At 55.5% G+C, this 22,354-nt stretch carries 22 protein-coding genes; 14 read left to right on the forward strand and 8 right to left on the reverse strand.

Features of this window, described 5'->3' with window-relative positions; all coding sequences use genetic code 11:
• The first annotated feature begins 235 nt into the window (after nt 1-235).
• Nucleotides 236-1,729, forward strand: a complete 1,494-nt coding sequence (locus Pr1d_RS24720) for a hypothetical protein (RefSeq protein ID WP_148076025.1) — start codon at nt 236-238, stop codon at nt 1,727-1,729.
• Between the two features lie 163 nt (nt 1,730-1,892).
• On the forward strand, nt 1,893-2,459 hold the full coding sequence (locus Pr1d_RS24725; protein ID WP_148076026.1) for a hypothetical protein: 567 nt from the start codon (nt 1,893-1,895) through the stop codon (nt 2,457-2,459).
• 22 nt (nt 2,460-2,481) lie between these two features.
• On the opposite strand, the gene floA is transcribed toward Pr1d_RS24725, so the two are convergent.
• Nucleotides 2,482-3,447, reverse strand: coding sequence for a flotillin-like protein FloA (gene floA / locus Pr1d_RS24730; protein ID WP_238476589.1), 966 nt, complete (start codon nt 3,445-3,447; stop codon nt 2,482-2,484).
• 188 nt (nt 3,448-3,635) lie between these two features.
• Here floA and Pr1d_RS24735 point away from each other — a divergent pair, with 188 nt between their 5' ends.
• Together Pr1d_RS24735 and Pr1d_RS24740 are read left to right on the forward strand one after the other, a co-directional pair.
• Nucleotides 3,636-4,226 carry a YceI family protein gene (locus tag Pr1d_RS24735; protein ID WP_168205473.1) on the forward strand — a complete coding sequence of 197 codons (591 nt, stop codon included), beginning with the start codon at nt 3,636-3,638 and terminating at the stop codon, nt 4,224-4,226.
• 34 nt (nt 4,227-4,260) lie between these two features.
• On the forward strand, nt 4,261-5,157 hold the full coding sequence (locus Pr1d_RS24740; RefSeq protein ID WP_148076029.1) for a hypothetical protein: 897 nt from the start codon (nt 4,261-4,263) through the stop codon (nt 5,155-5,157).
• A 10-nt stretch (nt 5,158-5,167) separates the two neighbouring features.
• Here Pr1d_RS24740 and mnmA read toward each other — a convergent pair whose 3' ends face one another.
• A complete protein-coding gene (mnmA, locus tag Pr1d_RS24745) occupies nt 5,168-6,289 on the reverse strand; it encodes a tRNA 2-thiouridine(34) synthase MnmA (protein ID WP_148076030.1) in 1,122 nt (373 codons plus the stop codon).
• A gap of 211 nt (nt 6,290-6,500) precedes the next feature.
• Between mnmA and prfB the strand changes: the two genes are divergently transcribed.
• A protein-coding gene (prfB, locus tag Pr1d_RS24750; protein WP_390622097.1) for a peptide chain release factor 2 occupies nt 6,501-7,620 on the forward strand; the annotation gives its coding sequence in 2 pieces (ribosomal slippage) (nt 6,501-6,569 and nt 6,571-7,620; 1,119 coding nt in all).
• On the forward strand, nt 7,620-8,120 hold the full coding sequence (locus Pr1d_RS24755) for a hypothetical protein (RefSeq protein ID WP_148076032.1): 501 nt from the start codon (nt 7,620-7,622) through the stop codon (nt 8,118-8,120). The genes prfB and Pr1d_RS24755 overlap by 1 nt, the downstream gene beginning before the upstream one ends.
• 83 nt (nt 8,121-8,203) lie before the next feature.
• Here Pr1d_RS24755 and Pr1d_RS24760 read toward each other — a convergent pair whose 3' ends face one another.
• On the reverse strand, nt 8,204-9,031 hold the full coding sequence (locus tag Pr1d_RS24760) for a 3-keto-disaccharide hydrolase (protein WP_148076033.1): 828 nt from the start codon (nt 9,029-9,031) through the stop codon (nt 8,204-8,206).
• Nucleotides 9,032-9,178: 147 nt separating this feature from the next.
• Between Pr1d_RS24760 and Pr1d_RS24765 the strand changes: the two genes are divergently transcribed.
• Together Pr1d_RS24765 and Pr1d_RS24770 are read left to right on the forward strand one after the other, a co-directional pair.
• A complete protein-coding gene (locus Pr1d_RS24765) occupies nt 9,179-9,847 on the forward strand; it encodes a hypothetical protein (RefSeq protein ID WP_148076034.1) in 669 nt (222 codons plus the stop codon).
• Nucleotides 9,848-9,989: 142 nt separating this feature from the next.
• Nucleotides 9,990-10,472 (forward strand): transposase, encoded by a 483-nt coding sequence (locus Pr1d_RS24770; protein ID WP_168205474.1) that lies wholly within the window; start codon nt 9,990-9,992, stop codon nt 10,470-10,472.
• Nucleotides 10,473-10,540: 68 nt separating this feature from the next.
• Here Pr1d_RS24770 and nadA read toward each other — a convergent pair whose 3' ends face one another.
• Nucleotides 10,541-11,677: a quinolinate synthase NadA gene (gene nadA, locus Pr1d_RS24775; RefSeq protein WP_148076036.1), complete on the reverse strand. Its 1,137-nt coding sequence runs from the start codon at nt 11,675-11,677 to the stop codon at nt 10,541-10,543.
• 307 nt (nt 11,678-11,984) lie between these two features.
• Here nadA and Pr1d_RS24780 point away from each other — a divergent pair, with 307 nt between their 5' ends.
• Entirely contained in the window at nt 11,985-12,350 is a 366-nt protein-coding gene (locus Pr1d_RS24780; RefSeq protein WP_148076037.1) for a FliM/FliN family flagellar motor C-terminal domain-containing protein, read from the forward strand.
• A 180-nt stretch (nt 12,351-12,530) separates the two neighbouring features.
• Here the strand turns inward: Pr1d_RS24780 and Pr1d_RS24785 are convergent, their stop codons facing one another.
• Nucleotides 12,531-13,637 carry a DUF1559 family PulG-like putative transporter gene (locus tag Pr1d_RS24785; protein WP_148076038.1) on the reverse strand — a complete coding sequence of 369 codons (1,107 nt, stop codon included), beginning with the start codon at nt 13,635-13,637 and terminating at the stop codon, nt 12,531-12,533.
• 559 nt (nt 13,638-14,196) lie between these two features.
• On the opposite strand from Pr1d_RS24785, the gene fae reads away from it, so the two are divergent.
• The 4 genes from fae (at nt 14,197) to Pr1d_RS24805 (ending at nt 16,949) form a co-directional block, all read left to right on the forward strand.
• Nucleotides 14,197-14,694 (forward strand): formaldehyde-activating enzyme, encoded by a 498-nt coding sequence (fae, locus tag Pr1d_RS24790; protein ID WP_148076039.1) that lies wholly within the window; start codon nt 14,197-14,199, stop codon nt 14,692-14,694.
• A 108-nt stretch (nt 14,695-14,802) separates the two neighbouring features.
• Nucleotides 14,803-15,678: a methylene-tetrahydromethanopterin dehydrogenase N-terminal domain-containing protein gene (locus tag Pr1d_RS24795; protein ID WP_148076040.1), complete on the forward strand. Its 876-nt coding sequence runs from the start codon at nt 14,803-14,805 to the stop codon at nt 15,676-15,678.
• 12 nt (nt 15,679-15,690) lie between these two features.
• Entirely contained in the window at nt 15,691-16,248 is a 558-nt protein-coding gene (locus Pr1d_RS24800; RefSeq protein WP_148076041.1) for a hypothetical protein, read from the forward strand.
• A 119-nt stretch (nt 16,249-16,367) separates the two neighbouring features.
• Nucleotides 16,368-16,949 carry a transposase gene (locus Pr1d_RS24805; RefSeq protein WP_148076042.1) on the forward strand — a complete coding sequence of 194 codons (582 nt, stop codon included), beginning with the start codon at nt 16,368-16,370 and terminating at the stop codon, nt 16,947-16,949.
• Nucleotides 16,950-17,055: 106 nt separating this feature from the next.
• Here Pr1d_RS24805 and Pr1d_RS24810 read toward each other — a convergent pair whose 3' ends face one another.
• Entirely contained in the window at nt 17,056-18,195 is a 1,140-nt protein-coding gene (locus Pr1d_RS24810; protein WP_148076043.1) for a hypothetical protein, read from the reverse strand.
• Nucleotides 18,196-18,341: 146 nt separating this feature from the next.
• On the opposite strand from Pr1d_RS24810, the gene Pr1d_RS24815 reads away from it, so the two are divergent.
• Nucleotides 18,342-19,430: a DUF1570 domain-containing protein gene (locus tag Pr1d_RS24815; protein ID WP_148076044.1), complete on the forward strand. Its 1,089-nt coding sequence runs from the start codon at nt 18,342-18,344 to the stop codon at nt 19,428-19,430.
• A gap of 46 nt (nt 19,431-19,476) precedes the next feature.
• Here the strand turns inward: Pr1d_RS24815 and Pr1d_RS24820 are convergent, their stop codons facing one another.
• Together Pr1d_RS24820 and Pr1d_RS24825 are read right to left on the reverse strand one after the other, a co-directional pair.
• Complete coding sequence (locus Pr1d_RS24820) at nt 19,477-20,763, reverse strand: citrate synthase (protein ID WP_148076045.1); 1,287 nt, start codon at nt 20,761-20,763, stop codon at nt 19,477-19,479.
• 212 nt (nt 20,764-20,975) lie between these two features.
• Nucleotides 20,976-22,235: a peptidylprolyl isomerase gene (locus Pr1d_RS24825; protein WP_148076046.1), complete on the reverse strand. Its 1,260-nt coding sequence runs from the start codon at nt 22,233-22,235 to the stop codon at nt 20,976-20,978.
• Nucleotides 22,236-22,354 lie beyond the last annotated feature (119 nt).

The raw sequence follows: 22,354 nt of genomic DNA on the forward strand, positions 1-22,354 counted from the left end.
TAGGATGGTTACGATTGTCCGGTCGCTGGATTCTCTCTTATTCCGTGCACAATACTCGATAGATTCTTGTTCTCTTCAATAATCGTGCCTAATATGGTGAAATGTACCATACCGCTCTTGAAGCGCAGGAAGTGACTGCAAGTTGTATGCTTTCAATAGCATCCCTAGCTTGCCTGGAGTTGGTGACTATTTAATCCAAAAGCTCATTGACTAAACTTCTTGGGAGAGACACCAAATGAATCTGCAATTTCGCTTTCCAGTCCTTGCAAGCAAATGTCTGTTGACTATTGCCTGTTTCAGTTTCGTAGGTTTCCTCTCGGGGAATGTCGACTCGCTCTTCGCCCAGGGAGCCTCTGAACTAACTGCCGTCTACGGCCGTGGCGTCCATGCCTTTTTTGGTTGTGATGTGACCCGCGCCGAACAACTGTTTTCTGAAGTGATCATGGCGGGGACACGGGATCCCCGGGTGTATTATTTCCGAGGCTTGGCCTACCTCCATCAGGGAAGAGAATACGAAGCTGAGTCTGACTTTCGCATGGGTGCGGCGTTAGAGGCGCGTGACCCGGGTCAACGGTATGCTATTGGAACAGCGCTGCAACGCATCCAAGGTCCCAATCGACAAACCTTAGAGAGGTTTCGCCGAGAAGGTCGTTTGGAAAAGTACCAGGAGCGACGTGGACAAAATCAACTACGCTACGAACATCTTCGCAATCGCGAGTCGGACGTCTTGCACCAAGATGACCCGGTTCTCATGGAAGACCTTGTTCAGCCATCCATCAAGCGACCTGCAAAGCCCAGCACCCAGCCCAGTAAAGTAACACCCGCGCCTAGGACCCCCGCCCCCCCTACACCTGAACCCAAATCTGTTCCAGCGCCCTCGGCACCCGCCGTGACACCCGAAGAAGACCCTTTCGGTAGTGCCGCCCCTAAATCGGCGGTAATCGATGAGGAAGATCCGTTTGGTGCTCCCGTAAAGTCTGAACCAAAACCTGCCCCCGCCGCCGAACCTGAGAGCGACGATCTCTTTAGCCCAGTTGATGAACCAGCTGACAGCGAAGCTCCTGCACCCGAACCGGCCGCACCAGCCGAAGACGATCTGTTCAGTGATCCTGCTCCAGCCACTACAGAACCAGCCCCAGCGACAGAGGACCCCGCACCAGCGGAGGATTTATTTGGCAGCGAACCCGAGGCAGAAGCTGCTCCTGCCGAGCCGGCCGATGAGGATCCTTTTGGTTCCGCGGTAGATCCTTCACCGAGCCCGGAAGCTACTGAATCTGCTGCTGATCCTGCCGGAGATGACCCCTTTGGAGCCTCTGAGAGTGCCGAAGAAGAAATGTCAGATGACCCCTTTGGGGCCACAGGCGATTCAGCCACTGACACACCTTTTGGCGAGCCCACACCAGATGAGGCAACTCTCGATGAAGAGGTTGCTCATGATGAAGATGCAGAAGCAGCTGCTGATATGGAAGCTGCAGAAGAAGCTGGCGATGTGGGAGCCTTTGTCGAAGATCCTGTCGTCGGTGATGACCCCTTTGGCGAAGCAGAGGAAGGTGACACAGCTACAGAGCAGCCGCCCGAGGATGCACCTCCAGCCGATGACTCGCAGCCAAGCGAAGACACTTCGTCTGAAGATACTGCCGATGAGGGTGCCGAAGGAGAAGGTGAAATGACTGACGAGTCTCCTGCAGAGGACAGCACTGAGGACGAGGATCCCTTCGGCGGATTCTAAACAAGGCCCTACAGGAGTACCGGCTAATTTCCGGTCGCCGATCTTGAATTCTTTACTCCCCCATTCTAGGACGGCGATGCGAGATTCGTCTACTTATCCCTGTGTTGCGCAAGGGGTTATTCTGCTTTTGATCGTGTCCATCTTTGTGGGATGCAAAGAGGAAATGCCAAGGCCGCCTGCTGAGCGCTTTTCAAATCCAGCCGAGGCAGATTTCGATTGGGCCATGGATCGCCTGAACCACGCGATTGAGATGTTTCATCCCCCCAGCAGTTTGGGAATTCGTGTGACTCGGGATATGGACTACGAACTGTTCCCCCCCAACGCAGAACACAGCAACTACACGGCGCGTGTCACCGTCACAACAAAAACTATCTATGTTCACGGCAAGCCCGTTTCTCCCAGTAAGAACCGCAGAGAAGCGCAAGAAAAGGCAAAGAAACAAAAAGCTGAAGAACAGGCCGAACGTGACCCCTTTGCCTTGCCGGGTGAAGAACCGATTACAGGCACTACGACGATTGACGACGAGATTGCTCAGATAGACCAAGATCCGGCAACGACTATTGACCCCAGCATTCCGCCTCAAGAGATTGAACTCAAAGAAGAGTTCGATCTGGAATACAAGGATGGTACGTGGAAACAATTGAATCGCGCCGAAGAAGAGCATATTCAACTATGGTTCGACTACGCCCTGCAGCAGGGAGAATACAAACCTGAGAGCTTAGAGAAGTAGCAAAGAATCGCCCTTTTTTCTCTTACTCGGTGCCATTCTTTTTCCAGCGTTCTAGATTCCCCTCCCGGAAGGCCTCAGCCATCGCCATGGGCACTTCCGCCTGAGCAAGAACGACAGCGGCCCGGTTCTCGGCCACTCGCGCTTTCATTTCCTGCTCGCGAGCAATGGCATCTGCACGACGCTGTTCGGCCAAGGCTTGGGCCTTGCGAGTATCGGCTTCTGCTTGATCGGCTTGCAGGCGAGCACCAATGTTTTCCCCCACATCGATGTCAGCGATGTCGATCGACACAATTTCAAATGCTGTGTGGGCATCAAGTCCCCGTTTGAGAACCGCCTTCGAAATCCTGTCAGGATTTTCCATCACTTCCAGGTGATCTGTTGCAGAACCGATAGAAGTAATAATTCCTTCACCCACTCGGGCGATGATTGTCTCTTCCGTTGCACCGCCAATAAGCTGAGAGAGATTTGTTCTTACGGTAACCAAAGCACGAATCCTCAGCTCGACGCCATTCTTAGCCACGGCGCTCAAGGTTTGCTTCGGAGATTTTTCTGGGTCGGGACAATCAATCACCTTGGGGTGGACACTGGTTCGCACGGCGTCGAGGACGTCTCGTCCTGCCAAATCAATGGCTGCTGCACGATCGAAATCAAGATCAATGTCGGCCCTCTGTGCCGCGATGATTGCACTAATCACGCGTGGCACATCGCCCCCTGCAAGGTAATGAGCTTCCAGCCGACGCGTAGTGATGCCCGTGGTCGGGTCAGTACCTACGCCAGCTTGCATTGCCATGATTTTGCCATCAACAATCACGCGGGTGTTGACCTGCCGCAGACCCATGCCGATGAGACTCCAGAGACTCACTTTGGCATTAGACATGTAGGCTTGGAGCCAGATCTTGAAATACTTGATCGTGGCAAAGACAAAAACAATGCCGATGAGTGCCAGGACGGCAATGCCGGCCGTGATAAGCATTTGTTGAGGATTCATTTGGATCGCTTCGCTAGGGAAGGAGTGAACAGAAAACAAAACCATGCTCATGATAGCGTATTGCCGTGCTAAAAAGAAGCGTTTTTTGCAACATCCCTGGCAGTAAGAAGCCAAACAGGTTGCCTGACACCAATCCTGCGGGAATAATGGGCCAGTTCCCCCATGCTTCTATAAGGAGTCCCCCTGCTATGAAAAAAACCATTCTTCACACGGTGACCCTCCTGGGTCTGGTCTTTGCCAATCTGCCACTGACCTATTCTGCCGACAGCTTCAAAATGGATCCTGCACATACTTCGCTCATCTTCGGAGTGAGCCATCTAGGGTTCAGTTACACCTATGGCCGATTCAATGAGGTAGTTGGCACTTATACGCTCGATAAGGAAAATCCTGCTGCAAGCCAGTTCCAGCTCTCGATCAATGCAGATAGCATCGACACCGGCAATGCCAAGCGAGATGAGCATCTTCGTGGGCCCGATTTCTTTAATGTGAAACAATTTCCTGCCATCACTTTTCAAAGCACAAAGGTAGAAACAACAGAGAATGAAGCTGGAGAAACCGTCTACGAAGTCACCGGCGATATGACCATGCATGGTGTTACGCGCTCGATTCCTCTGTCGCTGCGTCTGCTGAAGGAAGGCCCCGGAATGGATGGCAAAACAGTCACAGGTTTCTTGTGTGAAAAGCACATCATGCGCACTGAGTTCGGCATGACGAACATGATTCCAGGAATTGGAGATGAAGTGGCAGTGACGATCAGCTTCGAAGGAGTGAAGCAATAATCTTGAAACAGCCAAGTTCCCGGCATGGATTGCTATGATCACTCTCAGCGACTTCCTGCTCGGAGGGCTACTGCCAGGAGTGTTGGCGCTAGCCACCCTGTCGGGTGTATGGAAGTTCACACACAATGCTGCCAGCAGTTGGCGCACTGCAGTCGTGCTCAGCTTCCTCCTTGGGATGTGGGCACTCGATGCGCGAGGAATTGGCGTACTCTCCGCGATTTCTAAGTCGCTGCGGATTCAGGAATCCAAGGATTTTCTTACGCTGCTGGTTATTTTGGGAGTCTTCCCCGATGCCGTGGCAGTCTATGGCAAGCAAGCTCGGATCATCGCATGGATCCTGCGAATTGCACTCTGCGTGTTTCTTCCCTGGCGCCTCCTCGCAGGAAGCGTCTATCTCCCGAAGCCAACCGCAGTTCCCAACCCCTTCAACACAGCAGCCTGGTCCACGGTTGAAGCCCTGTGGTGGTTGGGTGGCATCGCGGCTGTGCTGGTCAGTATATGGGGGCTATTCATTGCGGCGCGGGATCACGCCCCTCGGTTGCGTGCGACACTAACAGCATTGGTCGCCTTTGCCGCAGCGGTGACACTGGCTCTTTCTGGTTCGCTCACTTACGGCCAACTCATGGGGATCCTCACGGCGACCCTCACGGGATGCGCCATTGCTTCGAGTTTCTGGAATCTCGAGCGAGGCCCCGACGCCGCTGCGGGGCCGATTCTTATGGCCTTCGGCGGAGCCTTGGTGCTAGCGCACTTCTTCGCAGAGTTGAAGCTGATGTACGCGGGACTATTGCTAATCGCATTCGCAGTAGCAGGGGGATGGTTCTTTGCAGGCAAGAAGTGGAGCACGCCCTTGCGTTGTGCAGTGTGTGCGATTTTGGCAGGTTTGGTAGTAGCGCTCTCAGGAATGGATTTCATCGCCGCACAGGGTTGAAAACCATGAGCTAAGACTCGATCCACCCGCCCCCCAGTGTGCGCTCGCCATCGTAGCAAACCACTGCCTGCCCCGGCGCGACGCCGCATTGAGGTTCGACGAACTTCACCGCCAGCCGCCGCCCTGGCAATAGTTGCACATCGGCCCAGACGGGTGCCGTGTTATACCGAATCTGAACCTGGCATCGTCGCGGAATATCTTCGGCTTCGACCAGCCAGTTGGTTCCCGCCGCGTCAAACGATTCTCGGGCCAATTCCTCGCGATCTCCCAAAACTACTCGCCGAGTCTCTGGCTCGATCCGCACCACAAACTTCGGCTCGCCGAACGCGACGCCCAGTCCCTTGCGCTGTCCGACGGTGAACCCTTCAATGCCGGGGTGCGTGCCGATCACTTCACCCGTGGTCGTGACAAACTCACCAGAAGTATCCACCGCCTCACGGCGATCACGCACAAATTGGTCATACCGACCTTGCGTGACGAAGCAGATCTCCTGACTGTCCTTCTTCTCTGCAACGTTGAACCCCAATTCAGCCGCGATCCGACGGATCGCAGGTTTTTCAAACTCACCAACCGGCAGCAGCATCCGCTTGAGATATTCCCGCTCGATGCCAAACAACACATACGATTGATCCTTGCCACTGTCCACCCCACGCAACAGCGCCGGCAAACCGGAAAGTGTTGGCTCGAGTCGAGCGTAGTGCCCTGTCGCTACGAACTCAGCCCCGACACTGTCGGCATAGTCGAACAGCTTGCCGAACTTTATCCAGTTGTTGCACTGCACACACGGATTGGGAGTGCGGCCAGTCGTGTACTCGTCGACAAAGTAGTCGATGATCCGGCTGAACTCCGCTTCGAGATTCAGTGCGTAGAACGGGATGTTCAATCGATCGGCCACGCGACGGGCATCCTCGGCGTCGGCGGCAGTGCAACAACCCTGCTTATGATCAAGCCGATTAATAATTGGCAGTCCCGAGCGAGCCGGGGCGTCTCCGCCCCCAGTCGAACATGCCACTGGCGACTGTTGCCCATGGCGCATGAAGACCCCGATCACCTCGTGTCCCTCTGCGGTGAGCAGATGGGCCGCGACGCTGGAATCCACTCCGCCAGACATTGCCAGTACGACTCGTGCCATAGAGTTCCAGTTTACGGGAGACGCAAACCATGGGCTACCACCAGAAAGAAATGACTAATGACCAATTGGAACAGCAACTTCCGCCATCATTGGAAATTGGTTATTGGTCATTGGCCATTTCCCCACCTAGCAGCCCCCCTTTCCGACGCGTATAATGCCACGCTTCCCCTTTCGCAATTCCCCCCTTTCACTGGAGTCCCCACCGATGGCACTGGAAAAAGAATGGCATGATCGCGCCGAAGCGATCCGCACGGCGATTCTCCAGTTGCGGGACTCTCTTTGACTGTGCTACCAAAGAAGCCCGCATCGAGGCCATCGACGCCGAGATGGCGGCCCCCGGTTTTTGGGACTCTCAGGAAGCGGCCCAGCAGACCGTCTCCGAACGCAAGTCGCTCGACGCGATTGTAAAGCCACTCTCCGAAGCGCTCACCTCAAGTGACGACCTCACGGCCATGTTGGAAATGGCCGAGGAAGACGAATCCTTCGCTGCCGAAGTTCCCGCCGAAGTCGAGCGACTCGAAGCGGTCATTGAGACACTCAAACTCCAGGCACTGCTCAACGGCACCCACGACGCCGCCGGGGCGATCCTCACGATCAACGCCCGCGATGGCGGCACCGATGCCAACGACTGGGCGGAGATGCTCCTGCGGATGTACATGCAGTGGGCCCAGAAAAACGGCTACAGCATCGAACTCGTCGACCGCCAGGACAACGAGGAAGCCGGCATCAACAACGCCACGATCACCATCCGCGGACCGATGGCCTATGGCTACCTCCGCGGCGAAACCGGCATGCACCGCCTGGTCCGAATCAGCCCGTTCAATAGCGAAGGGAAGCGCCAAACCAGCTTCGCCGCCGTGGATGTTTCGCCGGAGATCTCTGATTCGGTGGACATTGAGATCGACGAAGACGACGTCCGCGAGGACACCTTCCGAGCCAGTGGTGCTGGCGGGCAACATGTGAACAAGACTTCCAGCGCGATCCGCTTGACGCACATCCCCACCAACATCGTGGTTCAATGCCAGAACGAACGCAGCCAGCACAAGAATCGCGCAACCGCCTGGAAGATGCTGCGAGCCCGCATGGCCCGCGTTGAGGAAGAAAAACGCGAGGCCGAGGATGCAATCAAATACCAACAGCAGGCCAAAAGCGGTTTCGGCTCCCAGATTCGCAACTACTTCTTGCACCCCGACCAACGGGTGAAAGATGCTCGCACGAAATTCCAAATGGGTAACTTTCACACGGTGCTCGATGGCGATATCCAGGGTTTTCTGGACTCGGTACTTCGCTGGCGTGCGGGCCATCCGGTGGAAGAGGGAGACGACGATTAGTGGCCAGCACCCCGCCGATGGTTGCACTCGACTCGCTCGATGAGCAGCGCCAAGGCTTGCGTATCGAGTTTCGCTGGCGAAACGACCGCTACATCCATACGGTCTACCGCGTCGCCGACGACACGGCGGTCCCCTACTACTCCTCGCTCGAAGGCACGGAAGATGAACTCTTCCCAGCAAGCCCTTGCTTGTTCGACCTCCATCAACAAGATCAAGTTCTCTTCCTAACCGGTGCGACGTCCGCCTGCCATTGGTCGCTGAGCATCCAAGCCGCCCTCGACGGCAGCTTGGTGTTCGAAGTCGCCTGTCGCTTCAAAGCGGAGCCATCTTGGCTGGGAAGCACTTATGAAACGCTCCACCCCGGGCCAAAGGAAATGCTCAGCTCCGACTCCAATCTCCGCAGTTGCGAATCAACGCAGCAAATCCGCATCTCGCCTACCGCCGAACTCCCACGGGAGTTTCCGACGACTCTCCAATGGAACTATAGGGTGAATCCTTAATTCCTCCGCTTAGCCGGAGGCACACTTGCCTCCGGGAGTTCCCGGACCAAGGTGTTGGTACGGCTAGGCGGCAAATTCATACGTCAGTTGCTCTCCGGTGGCAGTTCGTCCGCGTTCCACTTCTTTCCTGATTTGTGGTCAACAAAGGATGGCATTTTCTCTTGGGTCCCTTTGACCTGTTCGTAGTCGCGAACCCAGATGTTGCGAAACTTCACTGGGTGATTGTGTTCCTGAAGCATGATCGGCAACTGCGCTTCGTGGGGCTTGTAAGTCGCAGGTTCGTCCCAATACGTGCCCCCGGCTAGTTCAAAATGATTGTGAATCAACACGCCATTTTGCAGCACCGTGATGTACGCGGGAGATTCCAAGGCACCTTCCTCGGTGAACACAGGTGCGGTCCAGATGATGTCATACACATTCCACTCACCGGGAGGACGCATCGCATTGACCATCGGCGGAGATTGTTTATAGATCGCGCCGGCCTGCCCATCGCGATAGGTTTCACTCTCGTAGGAATCGAGAACTTGCAGTTCATATTTTCCCATCAGATACACGCCACTGTTGCCACGATCCTGCCCTTGCCCTTTGGCAGGAGTGGGAGCGGACCACTCGACATGCAATTGACAATCGCCAAATTTCTCCTTGGTTCGAATCGGACCACTACCAACGATTGCTACACCATCCTCCACCCGCCAACTGTCGACGGCTCCCTCCCACGCCGAGAGATCCTTGCCATCGAACAATACGGTCGCGTCCGAGGGGGGATCCGCATCGGTTGCCCCTGGCGTCACCACAGGGGGCTTGGGCCAGTCGATACCCGGGAGATACTCAACACTCTGAGCTGAGAGAGGCAGAACAGCCGTACCGACTGCCCAAACCATCAGAGCTGGGCCAAGTAGACAGTAATTCATCGAAGATTCTCCAAGTTGAGAGGGAATAGCGAAATCTCGATAATTATTGAATAACGAGAGCCCGACCGCAAGGAATACTTGTCAGAGGACCTGTTTTGAGCGACAATTTGCAGTTCAATTTTTCTTTCCTCCAAGGGTATCAGGCAAATGGTCTTTCCGAACATTGAGAAGATCAAACAGGAATACACAGACAAGTACGTGGTCGTCGATGCCCGGGAACCGGAGCTCTCCCGTTTCGCAGACGTTGTGGGCCAGGTCAAAACCGTCAACATGAGCGGCCGTGCCCTGGTTGAGTTCTTGGATTACCACTTGAACATTGGCTGGTTCGACATTGACCTGGACTATCTCAAGATCGTCGACAAACCAATTCCCCAAGAGAAAAAGCCCGAGCCGAAAAAAGCCCCCGCTGCGAAACCAGCAGCAGCCAAGAAGCCGGCGGAGAAGCCGCCAGGCAAACCCTCCACTGCCGACATCTTGGCAAAATTAAAGGGCGGTGGAGCAGCGAAACCCGCCGCTGGCGAGGCCACTCAGACAGCCGCGAAACCAAAACCCAAAGCGGAATCCAAACCCACCGGCGCAGCCGACCGTAGCAAAATGTCGGTCGCCGACATGCTCGCCGCCGCCCGCGGCGGAGCCGCCCCCAAAGCGGAAGCTGCTCCAGCTGAAGCCGAACCTGAACCAGCGCCCGTGGAAGAGGCACCGCCGGCGAAATCTGAATCCGCTCCCAAAGCCGAAGGCGGCATCGTCAAGATCGACAAGTCGGGCATGAGCATCGAAGAGATGGTCGCGTACTGCCGCGAGCATGACGCGGCGTAAGACCTATAAGACCGGCGATGCGTTGCATCGCGGCTATTCTTTTTCTGCTTGCTTTAAACTGCGCAGCTGCTATATTCACTGATAGTGTACATATAAACACTTATTATTAGCCGCGATGCAACGCATCGCTGGGGGAACCCTCATGCCCTGCTATCTCTTCACCTATCATGGCCACGGTACTTGGATGCCCGACAACCCACGCGGTTACGTTCGCCGCAAGGAAGGCATTCTGGCTCCAGACACGCACATGGCAACCTGTTACCGCGACAACATGTGCTCCGCTGCCATATGCTTCGATCACGAGATTCAACAGATTCTGATCAACGCAGCCCTTGAAGCCTTTGAACATCAACCAGTTCGAGGGCATGCTGTCGCAACCGAATCAACTCATTTGCATATCCTCGTAAGCTGGCAAACCAATCGCACCTGGAAGATTGTGTGCCGTCAGTTACGCGGCAGCCTATCAAGGAAGCTCAATCAAGAATTCGAGCGTAGCGAGTGGTTTTCCAAGCAGCCCAGCCGCAAACGCGTGGCTGATCGTCAGCACTTCGATCATCTCATGGATGTTTATCTACCACGGCACAGTGGCTTAAAGTGGCGTGAGGGGGGCGGAGTTTATCTCTAACGCGCCAGCGATGCGTTGCATCACGGCTACTTACATATAGCCGCGATGCAACGCATCGCCGGGGTCCTTCAATTCACCTCCAACATCCGCTCCAGTGCCACGAGTGACCAGCGCGCCGTCTCTTCATCAACATCGATGATGTTCACCGGGGTTCCCGCCAGCATGTTTTCCAGGCTCCAACAGAGGTGCGCCAGGTCAATGCGATACATCGTTGCACACATGCACACCACCGGCGACAGGAAATGAACCTCTTGCTCGGGGTGCTCCTGCTTGAGGCGGTTCACCAAGTGCAGCTCCGTGCCGATGGCCCACTTGGTGCCGGGGGGGGCTGCCTCGACGGTGCGGATGATCTTGCCGGTCGAGCCATACTCGTCGGCCAACTCAAACACCTCGCGTGGACATTCGGGATGCACCAGAATCTTGATCCCCGGGTGCTGCTTGCGAAACAGATCCACGTGCTCGGGGCGAAATACTTGATGCACGCTGCAGTGCCCCTTCCAGAGAATCACCTTGCTCTGCTCGAGAGCCTCGGCCGTGTTGCCACCAAGTTCTTCGGCGAACGGATCCCAGACGGGCATCTTGTCGAGAGTGATGCCCATCCCCATGGCCGTGTTTCGGCCCAGATGTTGATCGGGGAAAAACATTACGCGCGACCTGCGGGCAAACGCCCACTCAATCGCTGCCTGGGCATTGGACGACGTACAGACGATCCCACCGTGCCGGCCCACAAAGGCCTTCAGGCTCGCGGCCGAGTTGATGTACGTGACCGGCGTGATGTCTTCGGTGTCGAGCACTTCGCCTAGTTGATCCCAGGCGTCTTCGATCTGGTCAATCGCGGCCATGTCGGCCATCGAGCAACCGGCGGCCATGTCGGGCAGAATCACTTGAACGCGCTGGCCAGCGCGCTCCTCAAGCTTCTCGGGGCGATTGGCCAGGATGTCGGCCGTCTCAGCCATGAAATGCACGCCACAGAAAGCGATCACGCGGCAATCGCTGGAGTTAGCAGCCATCTGGCTCAGTTGATAGCTGTCACCCAGCAGATCAGCTTGAGCGACCACTTCGTCCTGCTGATAGTGGTGGCCGAGGATCAGCAGCTTCGACCCCATCTCGTCTCGCACCTTCTGGATGCGTGATTGCAGCTCTTCGTTCGAGAGCGACTTGTAAGGCTTCAATTCGAATTTCGGCGTGTCGAGCGTGGCAGTCATGGGATAATCCGAAGTGCTAGCGGTGGGGGAAGGCCTTTAGCTATTAGCAGTTAGCTATTGGCCGGAAAACTGCGATTCGTGCCTTTTTCTGGCTAACAGCTAATAGCTAACCGCTAATGGCTCATTATAGGCGATGGCAAACGAGTGAAACAGGCAATTCTGGTCGGGGTCGAGGACGACCCGGCTCGCTAGCGAGACAGTCTGGGCAAAGATTAACGGCCGTTTGGTCGATAAATACGGGGTAACTGCCTGCGCCGGTGATGCGCTCGCAGAGGGCCCCTGCACAGCTTGCTGCGATCCTTTTCCTATGAGTGATCCCAACTCAAAACCTGCTGACGAAGCTGCTCCTGAGGCGACTGGCGCTTCGTCGCCAGCGGCGCCGAGCTTTGCGGATCTTCCTAGCTACACGCGTAGCCTACTCAAGATCTCGGTGCCGGTGCGTGTGATATTAGCTAGCAAGAAAGAGAATCTGATGGACGTCGTGGAGATGGCTCCCGGCACGATCATCAAGTTCGAGAAACCGTGCGATGAAGTGCTGCAACTCTTTGTCGGCAATCAGCAGGTTGCCGAAGGGGAAGCAGTCAAAGTGGGCGACAAGTTCGGCTTCCGCACCACGACAATGATTCTCCCGCGGGAACACTTTTCGCAAGTGCGCAAAAAGAAAACCGGCTGACGCAAGCCGCTTCACCTTCGTAGCCCCCGCCGGCAGGCGCGGCTTACTCTCTTGCAGCGACTAACCATCGCCTTCCGGCGAAGGCTATTAAGGAGATTGTGTGCGCTAAATTCTCACGCCCTAATGAAAACGGGATGCCGTGAGGCACCCCATTAGTATTTTATGGAGTTCGGAGACGAATCAGAAGGCACCGTCAGATGGCTCGGGACTCGTTGCATCTCCAGTAAGACCCGACTTCTTATGATTCGAAGTCATCAATTGTGCAAAAACGAAAGGATCGATCTGATCGCTGATAAATGTCACTTGCGATCCAACGAAAGCACAATTCACACCACCTGGATGGAAGCTTGAAGCAATTCCAGGACGTGGTTCCGGAACAGCCCCTGATGCAGGTGCTTGCGCCATAGTCCCCACTTCAGTATTCATATCGGAAAATGTGACGTAATCTGGTATCTCCTTGCTCCCGTTGATCCTCAAAGTGTTATCTGTATTTACGTCAGCAGGTTGCACCCAGCAGAAACCAAAATGAAAGTTCCGATCTGGGGTTTGATTGTAGTCTCCACTCGCGCTTGAAGCGGGATTAGCATTAGGCGATGGATAGGAGTAATAAAGCGAAGACAAGCTCTCTGAGAACAACAATGTCTTACTCGTTCCATCACCCTTGCTCTGGATATAGGCCATCGACATTGAAACGAGCGGAGAACCAGCGGTATCTCGCGCATCTTCAGTAGTGCTGTTGCTCCAAGACGCCTGTGGTGCTTCAAAGTTCCGGGTATGATCCGTGAAGACCCCGTCCGCTGGGTTCTCCTGGGCAAAATCCCAGGCATAAAGATATCCCGAATTGCCTACGTATGAGAGGTTCGGTTCGTTCTGAATTGCAGGAGGGTTACTAGGGCAGACAAGCATCTCCAATTGCGGCAAGAAAGTTGGGACTACGCCCCCGCTATACCCCTCAAATAACTGATTCTGCTCAAGATATGGAAACAAAGTCACAAGCCAACTGGCACGAGCCATGTTCTCACTCTGATTGATCCCACCTGCTCCAGGAATCTTGATCCCCATAGCATTTATGTATCCAGGAAATGTTTGCAGTGAAGTATCCCGGGTCTGCATCGCTGTCGAGAGCTGCTTGATGTTGTTCTTGCATGTATTGCTACGCGCCGCTTCACGCGCCGATTGCACGGCGGGCAACAATAGCCCCACGAGCGTGCCGATGATGGCGATCACCACCAGGAGTTCGACCAATGTAAAACCAGAATGAAAACGGCGATTAATGGAATGCCTCATCTCTTAATTCTCCAAACCCAGTTAATGGGATTCGTGTGGAAGAGTTTTGCCCAGCTAGCCATCCATCGCGGTCAATGATCCCGCACCGTCGCAAGCAACGGCTACCGACGTGATGCTAAAAATGCTCTCTGTTCCCGCATCGGCCGACTAGCATCTAAATTGTCGCAAGATTCGGGCCACTTGTCCAGCATTCTTCGGGGTCAAAATAGCGAGAAGCACGCCTCAGAACCGGAAAAACCCGCGAAGTGGGGCAAACTTCGTGTGGTGATGCAAAATATGGAAATGTCCAATGACCCATAATAGGCACAAATCTCTTTCTCCTTGGACATTGCTCCTTGGTCATTCCCTCCCCAGGGGCCAGTTGAACCCCATTACTGCTCAATGGTATGTTGACGCTCTGAGCAACAACTGAGCGGACTGGTGTCACCCGCGCGAAGTGCGAATTCACTTCGCCGTGCTGTACCCGCGGTTTTTCCCCATTCAAGGGAGGCCGCTACCACTCGACAATGTTTTTTCCTGGTAAACTTTCCCCGTTCAATATTATTTTAGGAGAATTTTCATGTCGATGTTTATTGGTGAGGCTTTGTCCGGCGATGGTAACGAGATTGCCCATATCGATCTCATGATCGGCTCGAAGGATGGCCCCGTAGGTACGGCGTTTGCCAATGCCCTCGCGCGTCAGAGCGAAGGTCACAGCAACCTGCTGGCCGTGCTGACCCCCAACCTGGCCGTCAAGCCAGCCACCGTGATGATCACCAAGGTGACGATCAAGGGAATGCGTCAAGCCGTACAGATGTTTGGCCCTGCCCAAGCTGCGGTCGCAAAGGCAGTTGCCGACAGCGTTGCCGATGGCGTGATCAAGAAGGGGGATGCCGAAGATCTCGTTTGTGTCTGCGGCGTGTTCATTCACCCGGAAGCGGCCGACGACAAGAAGATCTACGAGTACAACTACGACGCCACCAAGATGGCCGTCAAGAATGCGATGGAAAACAAGCCGAGCGTGGACGAAATGCTGGCCGGCAAAGACGACGCTGCCCATCCGTTCCGCGGGTTTTAGAGAAGCATAGTGATAAAAAAGGGGACATGCTACTTTTTCAGAGAATTAGCTTGTCCCCTTAGGAAGCCTTCGCCGAAAAAGTAGCATGTCCCCTTTTTGGATGTTCGTATGGCACTAGCAAAAATCCTGCTTTGTCTGGACACCGACCCCCAGCCCAGCGTGTTCGACAGTGTCGTCGCGCTGGATGCCGGGGCGGATCGGTTGCTGCGCCATGGAGGCGTAACGCCTGCCGATGTGAAGAACCTTATCCACGGGCTCATGTTCACCCGCCCCAGCGATCAGCTCCACCACGCGGCAGCGGTGATCGGTGGTTCCGACGTGGTCGCCGGCGAGCAACTCCTGCAAGCCGCCAAGCATGCCTTCTTCGGCAAGGTGCGGGTGTCGGTAATGCTCGACAGCAACGGCTCCAACACGACCGCCGCTGCCGCTGTGGTTTGTGCCGGTCGCCATTTGCCCTTAGGCCCCGAGATCAACGCTCTTGTATTGGGAGGCACCGGTTCCGTGGGGCAAAGGGTTGTGAGAATGCTAGCCCGCGAAGGGGTGGACGTCCGCGTGGCTTCGCGGCGCAAGACCCACGCCGAGGCTGTCTGCCATCGGATCACCGCCGCGGTGCCCGGAGCCCGGGTTGCCCCCCGCAGCACGACCGATAGCGAGATGTCCGACCTCTTGGACGGCGTGCATTTGTTGATCTCCTCAGGGGCAGCGGGAATCAACATGCTCGACACGCCTGACTTTCAAGCTGCCAAGACACTGCAGATGGCCATCGATCTCAATGCCGTTCCTCCTTCGGGAATCACGGGCATCGCTCCGACCGACAAAGCAGTCGATCACGATGGCCGCATCTGCTACGGTGCCCTGGCAGTTGGCGGTTTGAAAATGAAAATCCACCGAGCAGCGATTCGCCAACTCTTTGAGTCGAATACGCGTATTCTCGACGCCGACGAGATCTACAACCTCGGCAAATTGCTGGCCGACGCCAAGTAGGGTAGCAATCACGTGGCCAAACACCCCCAGCGCCGCCGGCCTCCTAAAGACAAGCTTTCACTGGTGCGATCGCAGAGTGGCAATGCCTGGATTTTTTCTCACCCGGCTGAAGTTCGGGAATGTGCAGAGGACCTGGAGGAAGTCCGCGAGATCATCGAGGCGGGGGAAACTGACGTCGCCGTGGACGAACTTCGCTGGTTGCTGGGCATGTGCAGCGAGATGCTCGCCGCCCATTTCTTGCTCGGCAAATTGGCCGTCGAAGTGAACAACGATGTTGACCTGGGCCGCGGCCATTTCGGCGCCGGCTATCAATTGGGTCTGCAAGCCTGGCGCCGCTCGGGCAAGCCAACCCCCGTCGCCGCCTTGCACCCCGCCAACCGCATCTTCTACGATTGCGGCCGCGGCCTGGCCTGGTGTTTACACAATCTGCAAAAGACCCCGCTGGCAGTAGAAGTCGTCCAGCACATGCTCGAAATGGACCCCAGCGACCCCCTAAGCATCCGCCCCTGGATCGACGAGATGAGCACCGAAGGCGTGGATATAGTTGACATCAGTACACTATTTCCCTAATCTGTTAGCCGCGATGCGGAGCGCCAGCGCAGCAGAGCGCGTCCCCGGTGGTCACGGCAAAACGCGCTCTGCTGCGCTCCGCATCGCGGCTAACGAAACTTATCTGGGAGGGAATTGTCATGATCGCTCATCATGTTGTGTTTGGTGTTTACGGGTTCTGGCTACCCAACGATCCGCGTGGAAGTTGGTCCGATTTCGTTGGCTCCTGGGATTTGTTCCGCTACGGTGGCAAAGCTACGAAAACGACCGAGGCCTGTTCGGTTGCAGCCGTACCGCACGATCAAGAGCAACGGCTCGCTACGAAAAGGGTATTGAAGCGATCCCCCGTCCGCTTCAATGAACAACAGATTCTCGCCGTTGCCGAGGGCTTCGCTGAATACTCGACTCGTTCCGGATTAGTGATCTTGGCCTGTGCGATCTTACCGGACCATGCGCATCTGGTGTTCATAGAACATCGACTCGATGCCCATCGGTTGGTGGTCCAACTCAAGAGCGCCGCTACTCGACAGCTCACAAAATCGGGCTTGCATCCGTTTCAGCGCGAGACCACCCCGCCCAAATGCTTCGCCCGGGGCGAGTGGGATGTGTTTCTCGATACCGTAGAAGAGGTGGAGCGTGCGATCCAATACGTACAGCTCAATCCCGAGAAGGAGGGGCTACCCCGACAAAACTGGGATTTTGTAACTCCCTACGTTCGTTAGCCGCGATGCGGAGCCCTGGCGCAGCAGAGCGCGTTTTGCCTTGACCACCGAGGACGCGCTCTGCTGCGCTGCGCTCCGCATCGCGGCTAACAAGAATTGCGCAGCGCTAGGGTAATGGGATGTCGCTCAGTTCGAAGTCTACCGGCACTTCGGTGATGTCGGCGGGGGTGCGGTAGACCCAGGTGTAGCCTTTGAGATTCTCCACGGGGAGGTCGAAGAAATAGGCCAGGCTCAGGGAACCTTCTGATTGATTGGTGGTTTCGAAACCTGCGTGGTCAATTACCTCTCCCTCGGGGTTTTCCAGGAAAGTGAGATTCTGAAAAGCCCAACTTCGCTGTTTATCCAGTGCCTGCACGTTGCCTAGGACTTCCAGCCGCATGCGGACCTCCCAGAGCGATTGATTTCGTTTGACATCAACGAGCTCCACCTTCACTCCCCCCCAAATCTGTTTGACATCCTCGGCGTCCGTGAGATCGGTGAATCGAAACTCCGTCTTTCCGGCCGGAACCAAGGCAATGATCTGGCCCTTCATGGTATCAATCGCGCGAATTTGCCGGGGAGGAAGCTGGAGCGGTACGACCATTTCGGCGGAATGGGTGCCGGGCATTACTTCCGCTCCGAGCATCGGCCGGCGCTGGACTACATCGAGCGGTGTTTGATCATCGCCGAGGATGGAAAGGGTGTCCGTGGCCAATGAGAGAGATATCGGGTTCAACCGAGGCTCCCACGCGATTTCCATTTCGAGCTGCGCTGAACTTTCTCCGAGAGATCGCAGGGCCCGCCGCGCAGTAATAGTCGCCGCTTCGATCCGAAAGGGGCCCGCATAACAAGCGCGACCAAATCGTTGCGCAGATCCGGGAGTCCGATTGACCACTGCCAGGGCTTCTTCCCCCGATGCTGCGTACAATCCCAAATTGGCTGCATCGAGGAATTTATCTAAGACGGGCCAAAATTCGCGGTCACTGAGGCTGAAGTTCCAGAGCGATTGAGAGATGTCTTGATTGAATCGCTCGCGAAAATCGACGAGCTTGTTACCGGTTTGCTGTTGGATATCGGCAAACACTGCATCGAGATCCGTGCCTGCGGTGATGAGCGTGAGTTTGGTCGGTTCGCCGATGGGACGATATTCGTCGACCTCTTCTGAAGACTCGCCTGCGGAGAGAAATGTGGGGACCAACAAAGCCACGATTGCAATGATCAATGTGAGCGGATTGGCGGATTCAATCTGATGAGATGGTTTTCGCATCGGGCAATCTTGCAGAGAGGGGCCAGTGAGTGGTGCAGCGTAGTTCTATTGTAACGAATAATCGGGCTGTCCCGCATCACCACAAAAAGGTGTGAGCTAGACTTTTTGCAGTCCTCTTTTCTCGCTCAGCAAAGGGTCTTCTTGCTATGAAATGCGTCTACCAATGTCTTGGGGCCGCCCTGTGCCTACTCGCCAGCGATTTAGCGCAACCGCTCGACGCTCAAGGGCCAGCTCCCTTCATGATGCTCACCCATGTGGGAAATCAAGAAATCGAGGGGCAACCGCTCACCTGGACCAAAGACGAGATGCTGATCATGGGCCGCGACGGAGGGTTGTACACCTTCCCGCCGAAGTACGCCGAGAATTCGAAAAAGACGGGCACCATGTTTCGCGGCTACTCGATCATGGAAATGCGGGCCAGGCTGCGAGAGGAGTTCGACTCCTCGTTTGACGTGAGCCATTCACAGCACTTTGTGGTGGCGCATCCCAAAGGGGTCTGGAGCGTGTGGGCAGACCGCATGGAATCGTTTTACCGCTCGTTTACCCATTACATGGCTGTGCGGGGTTTTGATCTTGCTGATCCCCAGGTACCCCTGGTAGCGGTCGTGTTTCGCAACAAGCAAGAATACTACGCCCATGCCGCCAAGGGGGGCACGGAACTCCAGCCTGGGACATTGGGGCACTACGACCTCTCATCGAATCGCATCTTCCTCTTCGATGCTGGGATGGAATCCGATCAAGACTGGACCGCCAGCATCGACACGATCATCCACGAGGCAACTCATCAAACGGCCTCCAACGTAGGCGTGCATCGCCGATTTGCCGAGCAGCCACGCTGGTTGGTCGAGGGACTGGCAATGATGTTTGAGGCACGCGGACTGTGGGATCCCCGAGCGACACACACCCAGCGGGACCGTATCAATTATGGCCGCCTCGACGACTTTCGCTATTTTCTGGACAGTCGCCCGGCCGACATGCTGCCGAAGCTGATTTCATCCGATACGCTGTTCCGCACGTCCGCGGTGTCGGCTTACTGCGAGGCCTGGGCGTTGTCGTTTTTCTTATGCGAAACGCGACCCAAAGAATACTGCGACTACCTACAACGAGTCGGAGCCCGTAAAGCGTTCAGTAAGTACTCAGCACGATCGCGCATGGCCGATTTCGCTCGTTACTTTGGCAGTGACTTCACGCAGTTGGACGCGGAGCTGAAGCGATTCGTGGCGGAGTTGAAATAGCCGCTAACCCCCGCCTTCCGGCGAAGGCTGCAACAGAAACGCGGTTTCAACGCTTCTCTAGCGGGACAAACTCACGTTCGGTGTGGCCTATGTAAATCTGTCGGGGACGGCAAATTCTCTTCGAGGGACTTTCGTGCATCTCCCGCCAATGGGCGAGCCAGCCTGGCAATCGCCCAATGGCAAACAGCACCGTGAACATCTGCACCGGAATGCCGATGGCGCGATAAATGACGCCCGAGTAGAAATCGACGTTGGGATAGAGCTTGCGCTCAATGAAGTATTCATCGTTGAGCGCCACCTCTTGCAACTGCTGGGCGATGTCGAAGATCGGATCGTCGATATTCCGCTTAGCGAGCAGCTTCTCGCATGAGGCGCGAATAATCGTTGCGCGAGGATCGAAGTTCTTGTAGACCCGATGCCCAAAACCCATGAGGCGGAAGCTACTCGACTTGTCTTTGGCCATGTCGACGTACTTCTTCACATTGCCGCCATCTTTGCGAATCTGCTCAAGCATGGCGACACAAGCCTCATTGGCTCCACCGTGCAAAGGTCCCCATAGGGCACTGATTCCGGCCGATATCGAGGCAAACATGTTCGCATTCGAAGAACCCACCATCCGCACCGTTGAGGTGCTGCAGTTCTGTTCGTGATCGGCGTGTACGATCAACAAGAGGTTCAAGGCTTCCACGAAATCAGGGTCGATTTCATACGGCTCGGTTGGAACCGAAAACATCATCTGTAAGAAATTCTCGCAGTAGGTCAGGTCGTTGCGAGGATAGACGAACGGCTGGCCAATGGATTTTTTGTAGGCAAACGCCGCAATGGTCGGCAGCTTGGCCAACAGGCGCAGAATAGATTCATCGACTTGCGCTTTGTCGTGGGGGTCGAGCGAATCCTGGTAGAACGTGGAAAGTGCGCCAACAACGCTGCTGAGAATCGCCATCGGATGAGCGTCGCGGGGAAAGCCATCGTAGAACAGCCGCATGTCTTCGTGCAGCATCGTATGCCGCCGCAACTTCTTGCGAAAATTCGTCAGCTGTTCTTCCGAGGGGAGCTCACCATAAATCAACAGATAGGCAACTTCAATGAAATCACAATCCTTGGCAAGTTGCTCGACTGGATACCCTCGGTAGCGCAGGATGCCCTTCTCACCATCAAGAAACGTGACGGCGCTCTTGGTAGAACCCGTATTCACGAAGCCTTCGTCGAGCGTAATCACGCCGGTCGAGGCGCGGAGTTGACTAATATCCACAGCGGACTCTTGCTCGGTACCTACCACCACGGGTAGATCCAAGCTGGACTCGCCGATAGTTAGTTTAGCGACCTCAGACATCGAGGATTCCTTTAACACTGCATCACTCACAGGCTGACTCCCAAAGACGCGAACGTAAGATTTCCGCCGCGGGGACACCGATCCAAGGCCTCGAAGGAGGACTTCCCAGACCAAGCCAACCGCAAGTGCGAGTTTACCGGTGAAAGTCCATTCAATCAATCGGTTGCCTACCAGACGGGCGTTTTCAGGGAACAAGAAGCGTCCCAAGAGATTTAGCGCCGCGCGGTTCCGCCCTTTAAGGAAGCGATTTCTGAGCCGCGGAATTCTCCGTCGAAGATTGTCCAAATCCGGCTCTTGTTCCGCAGTTTTTCCATCTCGACGCCCACAAGATCTTTTTTCGATTCGGCTTCGAGTGTTTCACGGATGTCGGCTTGAGCCTCAGTAAAAGGTGTGCGACCCGCCTCTTTTCGCTCCAGGACCCGCACAATGTGAAATCCTAGCTCACTTTCAATCACGTCACTCAATTGCCCCACTTCCAAGGAGAAAAGAGCCTCGTCGATTTCGGTACTACGGAGCGCCCCTTTAGTCGTCCAATCATGTGCCCCACCTTGGGACGCCGTAAACCCATGTGATTTTGCCTTGGCAATCTCTTCCATCACAGGCCCACGAACTTGGGGGTTCTGCATGACTTGCTGCCAAACTGCGTTGCCCATTTCCGTGATCGTCCGCCAGGCCACGGCACGATCATTGCCAACCTGATCGAAGCGAATCATCAACTCTTCCCAAGTTGCCTGAGAAGGAAAGTCGTACTCCGCTTCATGCGACTGATAGTAGGCGAGCATCTCTTCGTGCGTCACCGTCTTGGGCTTGGGTGCCATTTGCCGCAACCACTCTCCGGCTATGGTGCGCTCGTAGAATTGGCGACGCAGGTCCCCGAGCGAGGTGCCACGGTTGTGCAATACTTCTTCAAGCTCGCGTCGATCCGACACTTCGAGCATTTTGGATAAGCGGGGAATCTCCATCTCCTCGAACGGCTCGTTCAGGTTTTCTTCGATCTTGGGCATGTTTTCTGTCGGCACTTTGCGTCTGAAATCAGCGTACAACACTTTCGTGTCGATCAGCCCCATCACTTGCTGACGCAGGATGGCCCGTGCGGCTTCTTCCCTCTGATTCGGAGGAATCTGCTGCGCGTTGGCCTCAAGAATCAAATTCACAATCCACAACACATCACTGGCCAACACAATCTGACCATCGATCCGTGCAACAATCTGCCCCCCTTCGAGCGGCTTGGCAGATGCCAAATCAGCTTCGGTGCCGCTTCTGACGGTCGGCTGCGATTGAATCTGGGGGGGAGCAGTTACATTCGCAGGTGAATTGTTGGTTTGGCTCGGATCGTAGATACCCCGTACCGCGCTCGGAGAAGCATTGGGTACCGGCGGAGGACCAAACGTTGATTGCCCAACTGCACACTCCGCCACGGCACCCACTAGCGCACCGAAAAGAGCAAGTCGACAGAGGGGGCGATATCTCATGCAGAAATCCTACGCGGTGCAGTTAGTGGCTTCGCTCTTACAATGGGCAAATTAATAGCCGTCGCCGGGAGGCGATGGTTTCTCAGAACTCATACCCCCTCCATCAGGCCAAGGCTATC

It is taken from the genome of Bythopirellula goksoeyrii (assembly GCF_008065115.1).
GTDB lineage: Bacteria > Planctomycetota > Planctomycetia > Pirellulales > Lacipirellulaceae > Bythopirellula > Bythopirellula goksoeyrii.

Coding starts and splice junctions, on each gene's coding strand:
- Pr1d_RS24720 (WP_148076025.1), top strand. CDS start 236: ATGAATCTGCAATTTCGCTTTCCAGTCCTTGCAAGCAAATGTCTGTTG.
- Pr1d_RS24725 (WP_148076026.1), top strand. CDS start 1,893: ATGCCAAGGCCGCCTGCTGAGCGCTTTTCAAATCCAGCCGAGGCAGAT.
- floA (WP_238476589.1), bottom strand. CDS start 3,447: ATGAATCCTCAACAAATGCTTATCACGGCCGGCATTGCCGTCCTGGCA.
- Pr1d_RS24735 (WP_168205473.1), top strand. CDS start 3,636: ATGAAAAAAACCATTCTTCACACGGTGACCCTCCTGGGTCTGGTCTTT.
- Pr1d_RS24740 (WP_148076029.1), top strand. CDS start 4,261: ATGATCACTCTCAGCGACTTCCTGCTCGGAGGGCTACTGCCAGGAGTG.
- mnmA (WP_148076030.1), bottom strand. CDS start 6,289: ATGGCACGAGTCGTACTGGCAATGTCTGGCGGAGTGGATTCCAGCGTC.
- Pr1d_RS24760 (WP_148076033.1), bottom strand. CDS start 9,031: ATGAATTACTGTCTACTTGGCCCAGCTCTGATGGTTTGGGCAGTCGGT.
- Pr1d_RS24765 (WP_148076034.1), top strand. CDS start 9,179: ATGGTCTTTCCGAACATTGAGAAGATCAAACAGGAATACACAGACAAG.
- Pr1d_RS24770 (WP_168205474.1), top strand. CDS start 9,990: ATGCCCTGCTATCTCTTCACCTATCATGGCCACGGTACTTGGATGCCC.
- nadA (WP_148076036.1), bottom strand. CDS start 11,677: ATGACTGCCACGCTCGACACGCCGAAATTCGAATTGAAGCCTTACAAG.
- Pr1d_RS24780 (WP_148076037.1), top strand. CDS start 11,985: ATGAGTGATCCCAACTCAAAACCTGCTGACGAAGCTGCTCCTGAGGCG.
- Pr1d_RS24785 (WP_148076038.1), bottom strand. CDS start 13,637: ATGAGGCATTCCATTAATCGCCGTTTTCATTCTGGTTTTACATTGGTC.
- fae (WP_148076039.1), top strand. CDS start 14,197: ATGTCGATGTTTATTGGTGAGGCTTTGTCCGGCGATGGTAACGAGATT.
- Pr1d_RS24795 (WP_148076040.1), top strand. CDS start 14,803: ATGGCACTAGCAAAAATCCTGCTTTGTCTGGACACCGACCCCCAGCCC.
- Pr1d_RS24805 (WP_148076042.1), top strand. CDS start 16,368: ATGATCGCTCATCATGTTGTGTTTGGTGTTTACGGGTTCTGGCTACCC.
- Pr1d_RS24810 (WP_148076043.1), bottom strand. CDS start 18,195: ATGCGAAAACCATCTCATCAGATTGAATCCGCCAATCCGCTCACATTG.
- Pr1d_RS24815 (WP_148076044.1), top strand. CDS start 18,342: ATGAAATGCGTCTACCAATGTCTTGGGGCCGCCCTGTGCCTACTCGCC.
- Pr1d_RS24820 (WP_148076045.1), bottom strand. CDS start 20,763: ATGTCTGAGGTCGCTAAACTAACTATCGGCGAGTCCAGCTTGGATCTA.
- Pr1d_RS24825 (WP_148076046.1), bottom strand. CDS start 22,235: ATGAGATATCGCCCCCTCTGTCGACTTGCTCTTTTCGGTGCGCTAGTG.